Origin of the sequence: Brucella daejeonensis, assembly GCF_014199265.1 — a bacterium.
GTDB lineage: Bacteria > Pseudomonadota > Alphaproteobacteria > Rhizobiales > Rhizobiaceae > Brucella > Brucella daejeonensis.
In genome coordinates this window covers 101,291-113,932 of the sequence record NZ_JACIJG010000013.1, presented here as the reverse complement: position 1 = coordinate 113,932, position 12,642 = coordinate 101,291, and the positions used below count along the sequence as shown (strand labels likewise).

Genomic DNA, 12,642 nt, shown 5'->3' with positions numbered 1-12,642 from the left:
GTCACGCGGGTCAGCGCCATCATCTGCCCAGATGATGGCTCAGAAGCCGATCATGCATTAAGATTGAAACCGGACCACATCATAGGGGCAGGCCAGTGACGAAACTAGCGAATTTTGGGAAACGGCTAGAACCCAAAATGCACCAAAAACCCCGGAAATGCAGGTTATTCAGCATGTGCCGCAGAATGGTGCCTCACTTAAAATAATTAATACTAATAACAATACCACGCAAAACACCCTAAAAACACCATTCACAAATCATCCAAAAACAGGCCTAAAAACCAAAAACCAAAAAATCACGCCAAAACCTACATTATTCACACTTGCCAAGAACGAGCCGCTTCACACACCTGACGGCATTAAACCGCGTCCTGCAATAACCAGTCGCACCATAGAAGAACTGCCAGACCCATTCAGAAGGCGCTGGCACGATCTTAATCTCAATGACAAGCTTGCACTAAGTTTTATCGAAACTGAGCGCCATGGGGGCTACAGCTTCCGGCTTACGTTCTCGGCACAATTAGCGTGGAAGCTTTTAGCGGCCAGCGATCCGGCAACAGTTTTTTGCAGGGATCACTTGCGTCCGGCACTCAAACAGGAGTTCGGGAAAGTTTTACCCTACAGCTTCCGGTTTGAGTTTTCTAAGGAAGGTACGCTTCACATTCACGGCGCTATCATAATCCCGGAAATGGAGCGCACAGGCATAGAGCAGCGATTGCACAGTGTTTTAAACAAAGCTGGCGGCTCCACAGGAACAGGCACACAAAGCCACGTAGCGCCGCTTTATGATCCTTTGCGATATTTCTATTACCTAGAGAAGTCGGCAAAAGAGACGCGTAGCAAAATGGAGCACAACCTAAAGGGAATTACAGCTATATCCGGCGAATTGAAGCAATTAATCAAGGCGCTCCACGATAACAACCGGACAAATGCAAAGTAAAACTAACTAATCAATTAGTTATTAAAAAGTATCTTTTCGTTAGTTTTGCATTTTATGCTTGATTAGACAGAAGTCTATTCCTATCCATATGCACACAGCGCCGACGCGCACCATGCAACACTAGGAGTAGAATTTATGACCGTCGTACCTTTCCTTACCCAAGACCAGACGAACGAGATCACCGGCCTGATGATGGCTGCAACCTCGGCAATCATTAAAGTTGCGGGCATTATCCCGCTCGGTGCGCACCCGGACACGTTCAAGGCGATCTTCGCAGATGCACAACGCACCGCCGTCCTTGATGCGTGTATTCAGCACCTATGCGGATACAATGAAGGGCTGGCGAACTTCCTGACAGAAGCGGCTAACGAAACACAGAATACCGCACCGATTCCAGAATCCACACAGCGAGTCACTGAGAGCGTTTCTGATTCTGGAGTCCCTCAACCCATTTTGATTGATGAAACGCGTTGGCAAGCCGCCATGGCGGAAATACGAGATATTATTCTAGCGCCCTACAATGATGGCGCTGGACTTGGCTACGATCCGATGAGTGAGATTGGCTTGGCGCTTGTGAAGCACCTGAATGTTGTTCCCGGTGATGAGGCAGAGCGCCAGAGCGCTGCTTGATCGATAGGCGATAGTTCTGCACAATTCTTACTTGGATTCACCTTGTGATTTTTGTCGGGAGGCTATCGCCTTATTCATTCTCTTCTGCTGAATGGCCTTCAATGAAAATGGTAAACTAAGAGACATCCAGAAAGATAAAGAAATCAAGAAAAAGCAGGATGACTGTATGTATTTGAATATTGAATCACTAGGACTCAATAGCGAAAATACAAATAACGCAGAAAGAAGAACGATATAAAGAACAAATACATCCGTGTGACGATGGATTTTTCTTTGTATTTCTTTCGCAGCGTAAAAATCCTTACGCCACGAACTCTCTGCAATCATACTCGGCTCACCAAGTATTGAAACAATTGCTATAACGACGCCAGCTAGAATAGAGAATACGGTTGCGACATAAGAAATTATGTCAGCGGTATTCTTTAATCGGTCAGAAAATAAATATGAAAGCCCAAGCGAAATCAGTACGCCGCTCGCAGCATACGCGATTCTTCCATATTCAATTTCTCGCTTTTTCTTATTCATCAACGTCATTCAGAAACTGGATCGCATTATCCCACGCTAGAACGAAACTGAGATAAGCGGCGCCTCCGGGTTGAGTGTACGTATTCTTTAATAGGAGTTGATCTCGTGTAAAATAATTTCCTCGGACCGTCTTAATCTTAAATTGCTCATCACCCTCTATCACACTTTCGGCTAAGGTGGTTAAGCTTTCAATTTGGTTTAAAGGCGCACTTTTCTTAAAATTAAGAACTAAGTGCGCGTTTGCACTGGCCAATGAATCGATATCATCATCCGACAATTCTGCGTGAAACCTTGCCGATAGCGCATCCTTGATAGTTCTACCTATACTTTCGGTAATAGACTCCGGTTGCCCTTCAATTATTTGATCAGCTTCTGCCTGATTTAGGGATAAACCCATATCTAGGAGTTGAACACCTTCATCCAGCAAGCGCTGAACAACCGCTGGATCAGCTCTGGCCGCTAATGAAAATCGATTGCTGACCTCGGCACCATGTTCCAACAATAGCAAACCACGTATCGCCCGCTCGACAAACTTTGGATGAACGTGCCCTTGCGTGACGAATGCAACGGCATCCTGAGTAAGCACAATAACAATCTCACGTTCCGTAAACTCAGCACCGTCTGGCGCAGGAGCGTCATCTAAGTCAGCATTTTCCAGACCTAGGACTTGTGGCGTTACGCCCTTTCTAGAACCATTCACATATGTCGAAAGGTGGATACAAAGTTTACCATCGCGATTATCTCGATGACGAACTTCGCAAGTCTCTCCAGCAATGGGGAAGCGGGTTGCATCAACATGAGGTCGGCCAGCTAGTGCTTCAGTCAGAAACACAACCACGTCATCATTTGGCTGCTGATTAAACCACTCTACTCGTCTGTAGTGGATTGTTTTACGCACCGTACCCCCTAGTTAGCAATAACCCCAATTGGTCATAATGGTAGAGAATCGAGAACGCTTCAATCCAGACGTGTTATATATCTTATTGGTTATCCACAGGCAGTGTTCCGGTTTTATGAGTCGGTAAAGTGTTCCGGTTTGGTGTTCCGGTGTATTAAAACATCATTGTTTTTATTGGATAATTTTGAATGGCTGGGGCGCCTGGATTCGAACCAGGGAATGGCGGTACCAAAAACCGCTGCCTTACCACTTGGCTACGCCCCAACAAATCGTGCCGAAGCACTTGGTTGCGCGGCCTTATAACCGCTTCGATAATCAAGTGCAATCATCTAATGACGGAATCCAACACGGGTTTACAGGGCGCGGCTCACACGCTTTCCGACCGTCTATCCACCGCTATGCGGCCAAAAGCAGAACCGGCGATTTGCGTCCCGCCGCAAAGCTGTTACTTCCTGATACAAACTGGTTTCTGGTGTTCGCTATGCTGTTTTTGCTGATTTCGTTCCTTGTTAGCGCCGTCCTGTGTGCCATCGGCCTTTATTTGCTGAACCGGCTGCTGCCATCGAGCTTTCTTGGCGCGCGCATCACGTCGCGATCAAATCACAGCGTCGCAGCGCGGCAGATCGGCGGACTGGCCCTAATTCCCGCGATCATCATAACGCTGCTGATCTTCGCTCCCGATCTGGAGGTGAACGCGCTTCTCGTCCTTTGCCTTTCGGCGGCATCGCTTCTGTTATGGATCGTCGGCGGACTGGACGACCGCTATGAGTTGTCCGAAGCCATCAGGCTCGGCTCGCAAATCCTTGCCGCCGGGCTGGTCTTCTACGGCCTGGGGCCTGAATTCCGGTTACTGCCCGGCCTCCTGCCCCATTGGCTGGAAGGCGTTCTGATCGTCTTCGCGCTGCTGGTTGCGATCAATGTCACCAATTTCATGGACGGCCTCGACCTGATGACCGCCGCAGGCATCGGCCTGCCTTTGCTGGGTGTGGGCATTCTGGCCGCAGTCGGGCTGGCCGGATTGGAAAGCGGAGGCATCGGCACTGTCGCAGCGGGCGGTTTGCTGGGCTTCGCCTTCTTCAACCGCCCACCGGCAAAAGTGTTTCTCGGTGATTCCGGCAGTCTGCCGCTCGGCCTTATCGCCGGGACAGCGCTGCTCCTGCTTGCTCGCGAGACAAATCTGGCTGCCGCGCTGATCCTGCCGCTTTATTACGTTCTCGATGCCGGGACGACGATCGCGATGCGTTTGAGCCAGGGCGAGAACATTCTGAAAGCGCATTCGAAACACGCCTATCAGGCCGCTAAACGCTCGGGCTGGAGCGTCCCCAAGGTGGTCGGCCATGTCGCGTTTTTGAACCTGATCCTTATCGTTTGCGCAGTCGCCATGCTGGCGCTGGACCATATGCTTGCCCGGATCGCGTTCCTGCTGGTCGCCGTTGTGGCGACGCTGGTCCTGCTTCTGGACTTCCGGGGCCGTTTCAGGAAGCTATGACGTCGAAAAGCACTTTGCGCACAGCCGCTACGTCGCCGCTCTCCATCGCCGCACGAAGCGCTGTCAGGCTGGCAGGCACGTCCACCGCCGCCTTGTTGCCCTGCGGCGCGCGCATGATCTTCGGGTGGCGTGTCGGCTGCGCCATTGAAGGCTCATAGAAGAGCTCTTCGTACATTTTCTCACCTTCACGAATTCCCGTGATCTCGATGGCAATGTCGCCCTGGGGGTTTTCCTCGTTGCGGACAGTCAGTCCCGCCAGAAGAACCATATTCTCGGCCAGGTCGCGGATTTTAACCGGCTCCCCCATTTCCAGCAGAACCGTGTCGCCGGATTCGGCAATACCGCCCGATTGCACGATGAGTTCCGCAGCTTCCTTGATCGACATGAAATAACGCGTCATGTCCTCATGCGTCAGGGTGATCGGTCCACCATTTCCGATCTGCTCGCGGAAAAGCGGGACAACAGAACCGTTGGACCCCAACACATTGCCGAAACGGACGGAATAAAAAGCTTTCTTCTTTCCGACCTGCTCCGCCAGCATACCGTAATAGTAGACGACCAGTTCGGCCCAGCGCTTGGTCGCGCCCATCACATTGGTCGGACGCACAGCCTTATCGGAGGAAATCAGGACAAAACGTTCCACATCGGTCTGGAGAGCAGCTTCTGCGACCTCCAGCGTGCCAAAAACGTTGTTATGGATGCCGATCAGCGAATTCTTCTCGACCAGCGGCACATGCTTGTAGGCCGCGCAATGGTAGACTGTATCTATATTGTAATCGCGCAGGGCCTTCTCGACGCAGGAGCGGTCACGCACCGAACCGAGAATCGGCACGATTTCGCAACTGGCAATCTGCCTCAACTGCCTGTCGATATTGTAAAGCGCGAATTCGCTCGATTCAAACAACAGGATGCAGGCCGGGTTCCATTGGGCGATCGTGCGGCACAACTGGCTTCCGATGGAGCCGCCCGCCCCCGTGACCATGATGCGTCGTCCCTGCACGACGTCGTTCAGCAAAGCCACATCCGGCGGAACGGGCGAACGCCCGAGCAGATCGTCGATCTCCACATTGCGCAGCGAACTGACAAGGTATTTGCCTGTCGTCAGGTCTGCGATGGGCGGAAGAATGCGCGTATTGACCGGCAGGCGACCCAGAAGACGCGCGAAGTCCTGCCTTTGCTTTTGATCGAGCCCCGGCTCGGAGACGACCACCTGCTTGATGCCGTAATTTTCCACCAGTGTCGGAATACTTCCGACGCCATAAACACGCAGGCCGATGACGTCCATGCCATTCAACTGGTCGCTGGGGTCCACAAAGCCGACAACAAGGGTATCGCTGTGACTGCGCAGCGCCGTCGCAAGCTGGCGCGCCGGCTCCCCGACGCCAATGATGAGCGCGGAGCTGGTATAATGCTTGCCCGTTTCCGAACTGCGCAACAGCCATTTCGCGCCGAACCGGCTCGCGGCTATCAGGACCGTGCTCAGGAGCCAGTACAGCAAGGGAACCGAACGCGGCAAGCCGGTGCCGCCATAAAGCTCCGTCAGGAACACCAGCGCGACCCAGAAAAGGGATGCGACGGCAGTCGCCTGGAAGATCGGCCAGATCGCACGTTCGGCAAGGTAGCGGATGATCGCCCGATAGAGCCCGAAACGGATAAACACGGGGATGGCGAGAATGGGCGCGATGAAGATCAGGAATGTCTGCGCTCTGTTCGGCGCGAAAACGAACCCCAGACGAATGACAAAGGCCAGATAGGCACTGAGCAAAAGCAGGACGCAGTCGCTCAGCACCAATATGACCTGTTTACTGGCGCGGGGCAGCAGCGCCAATCTTTGCCATGGATATTTCAAACTCATACGCGTGTTATCCCGCTCTCCATCGGAGAGAAATACCGGAACGATTCCAGCGCCATAAGGCTATTCATGCTACTATTGCGGTTACGATCCGTTTCAGTTTCCCGCCACCGTTAACACGAGTCCTCCGGCAGAGCCATATCAATTGCTATTGCATGGAGTTAACAGACCTTGGGCGACCGTGCAGACCAGACCGCTGCACACGTCATCAGGCGATTGCCGTTCCGGTACGCACGCTGCGCCAGCCTGTGCCATCGGAATAGACCAGTTCCGTGCCCGAAGAACCGTCGGAGACGAAAACCAGCGCCCCCGCACCATGGCTGCCCGCCGGAGGCAACGCCGCGACCGTATAGGAAGCCGGCCGGATGGGGCCATCGACCTGAAGCCGGGTCTGCGGCCAGACCGAGCCGATGGCCACATTGCCGGTCGAATGGTCAACCTTGACCGCCTCCCGCCATTGGCCCGCATCGTCGCTGACCTTTACGCTGAAATCGTTGCTGCCGTTCAGGCCCATTTCGGCAAAGCCCGTCCAGTTGGTCTGATAAAGAAGGCTTGCCGTGTCCGCCAATGCCTGCTTATTCACCTTTATCTGATGGCCCGCACCGGCATTGTTGAAAAGGCTCGCCTCGGACGAGATCACCAGACGGTTGACCGCATCGGCAGTCGCCTGAACGCCGAGCATGGACAGGGTCATGCTTTCCGGGATCGATGACACGCCATTCCAGACAGCGCCGTCGAACACGAGCAGCTGCGCCTCGTCCTCGACATAGGCCTGCCAGCCTGCGGCCGGTGAGATAAACAGCCAGCCGCCGTCCACGAAGAAGGCGATCATGCCATCCTTGCCCAGCCAAAGTCCCGCAGCCGGTGTGGCTACGATATAGCGTGCGCCGCTATCGGGAGTGGCGGGAGCGTCGGTCTGGCCGCGCGACCTGACGCTCAGATGCACGATGGCGTCGAGCAGGCGCAGGGCCTCATTGTGGGTAACGTGCTTTTGCGCCTGGCTTGGCAGAATATAGGGTAGTTCAAGATTTGGGGTCTGGTCCATGAAGAACTCCTCGCAATGGATGATGCGAGGAGTGTAATTCATCTGTCCGCGAAGGGGATAAGTCCGGCTCAGCTGCCGCGATAGGTCGAATATGACCACGGGCTGACGAGGAGCGGCACATGGTAATGACCTTCGGGATCGGCAATCGCGAAACGGATCGGAACAAGGTCGAGAAAGGGCGGATTGGCCTGTTCCGCCCCGCGACCATCAAAATATTCGGCGACATGAAACTGCAACTCGTAAATGCCGGTCCGCATCTCATCGCCCGTAAGCAAAGGCGCATCGGTCCGGCCATCGAGATTGGTCACGACGCGCTTGATGAGTTCCGGCGTGCCGTTTGCGGCCATGCGATAAAGTTCGATGCGCATGGCTGCGGCCGGCACACCCTGTGCAGTGTCGAGAACATGCGTGGAGAGCTTTGCCATAATTTCCCCCGCTATGCTCAAACCGGGCTCACCGTTTCGATGCGGTAGATCGCATCGGAGAGGAAGAATTCCTCCAGATTGTCTTCCCTGCCCTCTCTGTCGACAACCAGAAAATCCGATTTGCGTTCCAGAGCCAGAAGCGGATGGTGCCAGACATTGCGCAGATAGTTGACGCCCTGATCGCCCCGCGCGAGAAAAACGCGCGGACGAACCGGCCGGTCATCGACATCTTCCGCAACGACCACGAGAAAGGGCCGACCGTTCAATGGAATGAAAGCCTGCGAACCGAAGGGGTGGCGCTCCATCATGACGATATCGATCGGCGCCTCAAACGACTGTCCCCTGAAAATATTGATGAGAACCCGCGCTTCGGTACCCGCCGCTTCGACACGGGCAAGATCGTGAAAGCGCTCCGTCGTGCCATTATTGATCAGGCGAAGCTCCGCCCCTTCCACCTCGATCACATCGCCAAACGGTGCAAAAGCCTCTTTCGTCAGCCGCTCGACCGCCAGAATCTCGACTTGCAAATCAACCTCCCCGGAAAATGGAATATCGCAACGACAAAGCTTGACGACGGGCCTCCTGTCAATCGCGAAGCAGTTTCAACCGAAACAAGAAAAAGCCGGGCACAGGCCCGGCTTTCGAAAAACAAAAACTTCGAACAGATCAGCGCTTCAGCAGCGACGTCACTGCTGGCACGCCGCAGGCGGCAAGCGCCAGTTTTACCAGATCGCCGACGATGAAGACACCGAAGCCGAAGGCGATGCCCTTTTCCAGACCGAAGAGATAGGCCATCCAGCCTGCTCCCATGAGGAGAATGACGGCTTCGGCCAGAAGCATCGCGCCGCCGAGGGCGAACGGATTGCGCGCCAGTCCCTTGTCGGCAGCGCGACCGACGATCCACGCAGCGGCAAGATAGGAAAGCAGATAGCCGCCCGTCGGACCGACCATATAGGCAAGGCCGATGCCTTTTTCAGGCGTTCCGGTGAAGACCGGCATACCGAGCGCGCCTTCGAGCAGGTAGAGCGCCACCGTCGCAACGGCAAGCCGCGAACCGTAAAGAGCCGAAATCGCAAAGAGGGCGAAGGTCTGCATCGTCACGTTGACATAAACGAGATCGACCTTGATCTTGGCGGAAATGGCGAGAACGGCTGTCCCGATCAGCGCAAGTCCGACGAACCAGAACGCTCGCGCCAATTGACTGGCGGGCAGATATCCTGCGGCGAGAGAGGCGGTAGCAATGCGAGACTTTGCTCTATGAGACATATCCAACTCCACTTTTGGCGGCATCCTGACATCGGAAGCTGACCATTAATCCCGATATGGGCGCAATTGTCATCGCATGGTGACTGTTCACGTCCGAAACCCGACTATATAAGGCCTGTGCCGTTTCATCAATCGAACCAAAGAAGAACTGGAAGCCGTTCCCATGGCGCTTGTTTTCGACAGCAGTTTCACTCCCCAGTATGGGCAGGCAGTTGAGCTGAGTAAAGGCATTTTGCGCCTCACCGTCAATAATCCGAGCGCTTTCACCTTCCATGGCACCAACAGCTACATTATCGGCACGAATACACTGGCGGTCATCGATCCCGGCCCGGAAGACGAGGCCCATTACGAGGCGCTGATCGCGGCCATTGCCGGCCGCCCCGTCAGCCATATCTTCGTCAGCCACACCCATCGCGATCATTCGCCGCTTGCCCGACGTCTCAAGGAAAATCTCGGCGCGCTGACGGTCGCGGAAGGCCCGCATCGCCCTGCCCGTGCCTATTACGCGGGCGAAGTCAACATGCTCGAAGCAAGCGCCGACACGGATTTCACCCCGGATATCGCGCTTGGCGACGGCTCCGCAATCCAGGGTGACGGCTGGGTGATCGAAGGCATCCATACGCCGGGACATGCCGCCAACCACATGGCGTTCGGCCTGAAGGATACGGGCGTGCTGTTTTCCGCCGATCATGTGATGGCCTGGGCCACATCCATCGTCGCTCCGCCCGACGGTTCCATGAGCGATTATATGGTTTCGCTTGAAAAGCTCCTGACGCGTGACGATGCGGTTTATCTGCCGGGCCATGGCGGCGCCGTCACCAAACCGGCCGCTTTCGTGCGCGGCCTGCGAGCGCATCGCAAAATGCGCGAGCGTGCGGTCCTCGAGCGCGTCCTTCAGGGAGACCGGACGATCCCCGATATGGTCAAAGTGATCTATCGCGAAACGGATCCAAGGCTGCACGGCGCCGCGGCCTTATCCGTTCTGGCGCATCTTGAAGATCTGGTCGGGCGCGGCGAGGTCAAGACCGATGGCCATCCATCGCTCGACAGCATTTATTTTCCCGGCTGATTATTCCACGTCCGCCGGAGCCTTGTTGACTTCGCTTTCCAGCGCACCCAGAAAATCGGTAATGAAACCGGCGTTCAGCCCCATATCGCGCTTGCCGTAACGCGACAGCGAGCGCACATCGACATAGGTCGCCTCGCCCTCGTCCAGCAAGCGGATGACGATATCGCTTTTCAGGCCCAGAACGAAACTATGCGCCGTTACGGCAAATCGCGTCGCGTTCTGTTCCGATGGCGATGCGTTTCGCGCGCTTTCCTGCCACCCGAAAGCCTTGAGAACAGTCCCGACACCTTGCGCCACGCGGTCCGGCGCAGCTTCATAACGGCGTCCGACGACATCGGGATAGGCAGTCAGTTGCGCCAGCGCATCACCGCTTACCGCCAGCGTAAGCGGGTTCATCCATTGCAGGCGCGGCGGCATATTGGCTGGAAACTGCGGCGGCGTCTCGAAATCCGTGGACAGGTCGTAAAGCGGCGGCGACGCATACCAGAGCGCGGCCACAAGTCCGATCGGCAGCAACACGGCAAAGGCAAAAATTCCGCCCCAGAACGACCGTGCGCCACCCTTGTCGCCATTGGTCCAAAGATTTCGGAACCCCTTGGCCGCACAGACGAGCGCAAGAATGGCAATGGCGGCGCTCAATCCAGCGACCAGAACGAGATCGGGCGTTTCGAGTGTCCAGAACCGGTGCAGAACGAATGCCAGAGCGAGCAGGATGACCGCGAAAACGCCGAGGCGAAGTGCCCAGACCGCAGAACGCGACTGACGCCGCTGGTAGCGAAATTTTCTCATACAGTTTCCCAGCCAGTATCCGACGATCCGATTTCGGCATTGAACGCCTGCCCATTATGGCATCCAGGGTCAGGACCTATGAATAGCAGAGAGATTCTCACTCGGCAAAATCCTGAAGCATGAATCGTTTTCTGCAAAAGGCTTGTGTGCGCTAAGCGACACCTCAGCCACACCACCAATATTCTGGGACCTATAAAATAGAGTACCAACACACGTTTGGCGTGCTTGATAGATCAGGCAAATCGCATTAGGGGCAGCGATCAGTTAGCCTGCAAACGTCACCGGCTTTAAGAATAAGTGAGAAAAAAGCCAGGTAAATCAAATAAAAAGGCGTTGCAGCAACTGCTAACAGAGGGCATGATCGTTGAAATGGGGGTTAATTTCGGAATCGTCGGAGAGGACCGGATGGATCGCGCCCGTCAAAATGGCAACCAGTCAAAAGGCGATGACACCGCAGACGATGCGACCACACTGGAAGCTGTGGAACTGGAATTCGCGCTCGGAACGATCGACGTACTGGTCGAAGGCTTCGACTCCGCTCTCGCCAAGGCTGCCGAACGGGTTGGCGGCGAAGTTCTCTTCAACATGCCTGCTCTCGATACAAGTGAAGCGCAACGTATCGGCGCAATCGCTATCGAAGGCGAGCCGGAAGATCAGGTCATTTTCGTTACGCTGCGCAATGACGGCACGACCTTGTCCATAGAACCGCTAACCGGCGAGAACGCGGTTTTCGAGAGCCTCGGACGCAACTATGCCGCCGTCATGAAAAGCCTTTCGCCGAAAGAAAAGGTCAACGGCGCCTGACATCGCGGCTCCGGTCATTTCGACGCTGCGGGTTTCCGCAGCTTTCGTGTGCCTGCCTGGAGATTGCGCGAAGCGACCGGATTGAGCACCATCTCCGTCTCAACATCCTTGAGACGTACGAAATTCATACCTTTCGCCTTCAAGGCCAGAATGCCCTTGGCAACGCCCTCCCCGGCAGACCGGGTCGGCTGGTTGATATGCGAAATGATGACATCACCGTCGCGCGCGGCCGCTATACGGCGCGCGACCGTCGGCGCAAGCAGGGATGCCCCCTGATCGCCATTCAATGAATAGCCGCCAATCCTGTAACCCATGCCCGTCGCCAGCTTTATCGCGTCCGTCGAATAGCGGGCGGTCGCATCGCGATACCAGAGCGGCTTCGGTGCCCCGACACCTGCGATGGCCGATGCTCCACCGTCGATCTCCAAACGAACCCTATCGAGCGATCCGGCTGTCTTGATCCCATACATTTTCGATTCATTCGTGATGGCGGGAACATGCATCGCGCCATGGTTTTCGATGTCGAACAGATCGGGATTGGCCTTCAGGACGACGATGGCTTCGGGATTTTGTCTTACCCAGCGGCCCGTCACGAAAATCGTAGCGGGAATACGGTTATGCACCAGCATATCGAGGATACGATGATCGGTCCTGCCCATGCAGGCATCGAGCGTCAGAGCCACTTGCGGCGATGCAGGACCTCCGCGCGCTATATGCAGTTGCGGCTCGACGATCCTGATCGTATCCGGCAACCGCTCTTGCGGGGCGACATCATAGGCGCTGGCGATACCGGTCGTGAACGTGAATGCGGCGGTCGCCGCTGCAATCAAACGAAACATGGCAATATCTTTTTTAGAAAAATGACTGCCGGAGGGCTACTCCGGCAGTCGAGCCAAATTATGGCGGCCTA

The 12,642-nt window shown here is 55.2% G+C and carries 14 protein-coding genes and 1 tRNA gene; 5 read left to right on the top strand and 10 right to left on the bottom strand.

What is annotated here, in order from left to right; translation table 11 throughout:
- The first annotated feature begins 157 nt into the window (after positions 1-157).
- Positions 158-940 carry a helitron helicase-like domain-containing protein gene (locus FHS76_RS16420; protein WP_183655122.1) on the top strand — a complete coding sequence of 261 codons (783 nt, stop codon included), beginning with the start codon at positions 158-160 and terminating at the stop codon, positions 938-940.
- 135 nt (positions 941-1,075) lie between these two features.
- On the top strand, positions 1,076-1,570 hold the full coding sequence (locus tag FHS76_RS16415; RefSeq protein WP_183655119.1) for a hypothetical protein: 495 nt from the start codon (positions 1,076-1,078) through the stop codon (positions 1,568-1,570).
- A gap of 27 nt (positions 1,571-1,597) precedes the next feature.
- Here FHS76_RS16415 and FHS76_RS16410 read toward each other — a convergent pair whose 3' ends face one another.
- The 3 genes from FHS76_RS16410 to FHS76_RS16400 all read right to left on the bottom strand — a co-directional run bounded on the left by FHS76_RS16410 (position 1,598) and on the right by FHS76_RS16400 (position 3,257).
- A complete protein-coding gene (locus FHS76_RS16410) occupies positions 1,598-2,095 on the bottom strand; it encodes a hypothetical protein (RefSeq protein WP_183655116.1) in 498 nt (165 codons plus the stop codon).
- Positions 2,088-2,993: a hypothetical protein gene (locus FHS76_RS16405; RefSeq protein ID WP_183655113.1), complete on the bottom strand. Its 906-nt coding sequence runs from the start codon at positions 2,991-2,993 to the stop codon at positions 2,088-2,090. The genes FHS76_RS16410 and FHS76_RS16405 overlap by 8 nt, the downstream gene beginning before the upstream one ends.
- A gap of 189 nt (positions 2,994-3,182) precedes the next feature.
- Positions 3,183-3,257: transfer RNA gene (locus tag FHS76_RS16400), tRNA-Gln, on the bottom strand.
- Between the two features lie 217 nt (positions 3,258-3,474).
- Between FHS76_RS16400 and FHS76_RS16395 the strand changes: the two genes are divergently transcribed.
- Complete coding sequence (locus FHS76_RS16395; RefSeq protein ID WP_183655110.1) at positions 3,475-4,482, top strand: MraY family glycosyltransferase; 1,008 nt, start codon at positions 3,475-3,477, stop codon at positions 4,480-4,482.
- Here FHS76_RS16395 and FHS76_RS16390 read toward each other — a convergent pair.
- The 5 genes from FHS76_RS16390 to FHS76_RS16370 all read right to left on the bottom strand — a co-directional run bounded on the left by FHS76_RS16390 (position 4,469) and on the right by FHS76_RS16370 (position 9,070).
- Entirely contained in the window at positions 4,469-6,337 is a 1,869-nt protein-coding gene (locus FHS76_RS16390) for a polysaccharide biosynthesis protein (RefSeq protein WP_183655107.1), read from the bottom strand. The genes FHS76_RS16395 and FHS76_RS16390 overlap by 14 nt on opposite strands.
- A gap of 205 nt (positions 6,338-6,542) precedes the next feature.
- Positions 6,543-7,379, bottom strand: coding sequence for a DUF2793 domain-containing protein (locus FHS76_RS16385; RefSeq protein ID WP_183655104.1), 837 nt, complete (start codon positions 7,377-7,379; stop codon positions 6,543-6,545).
- Positions 7,380-7,447: 68 nt separating this feature from the next.
- Positions 7,448-7,804: a hydroxyisourate hydrolase gene (uraH, locus tag FHS76_RS16380; RefSeq protein ID WP_183655101.1), complete on the bottom strand. Its 357-nt coding sequence runs from the start codon at positions 7,802-7,804 to the stop codon at positions 7,448-7,450.
- A gap of 17 nt (positions 7,805-7,821) precedes the next feature.
- Positions 7,822-8,331 carry an ureidoglycolate lyase gene (locus FHS76_RS16375; protein ID WP_183655085.1) on the bottom strand — a complete coding sequence of 170 codons (510 nt, stop codon included), beginning with the start codon at positions 8,329-8,331 and terminating at the stop codon, positions 7,822-7,824.
- 139 nt (positions 8,332-8,470) lie between these two features.
- On the bottom strand, positions 8,471-9,070 hold the full coding sequence (locus FHS76_RS16370) for a biotin transporter BioY (protein ID WP_183655082.1): 600 nt from the start codon (positions 9,068-9,070) through the stop codon (positions 8,471-8,473).
- Between the two features lie 163 nt (positions 9,071-9,233).
- Here FHS76_RS16370 and FHS76_RS16365 point away from each other — a divergent pair, with 163 nt between their 5' ends.
- Positions 9,234-10,139, top strand: a complete 906-nt coding sequence (locus FHS76_RS16365; RefSeq protein ID WP_183655079.1) for an MBL fold metallo-hydrolase — start codon at positions 9,234-9,236, stop codon at positions 10,137-10,139.
- Here the strand turns inward: FHS76_RS16365 and FHS76_RS16360 are convergent, their stop codons facing one another.
- On the bottom strand, positions 10,140-10,928 hold the full coding sequence (locus FHS76_RS16360) for a DUF1499 domain-containing protein (RefSeq protein WP_183655074.1): 789 nt from the start codon (positions 10,926-10,928) through the stop codon (positions 10,140-10,142).
- 405 nt (positions 10,929-11,333) lie between these two features.
- Here FHS76_RS16360 and FHS76_RS16355 point away from each other — a divergent pair, with 405 nt between their 5' ends.
- Entirely contained in the window at positions 11,334-11,732 is a 399-nt protein-coding gene (locus FHS76_RS16355) for a hypothetical protein (protein WP_183655071.1), read from the top strand.
- A gap of 14 nt (positions 11,733-11,746) precedes the next feature.
- Here the strand turns inward: FHS76_RS16355 and FHS76_RS16350 are convergent, their stop codons facing one another.
- Positions 11,747-12,571, bottom strand: coding sequence for a polysaccharide deacetylase family protein (locus FHS76_RS16350; RefSeq protein ID WP_183655068.1), 825 nt, complete (start codon positions 12,569-12,571; stop codon positions 11,747-11,749).
- Positions 12,572-12,642 lie beyond the last annotated feature (71 nt).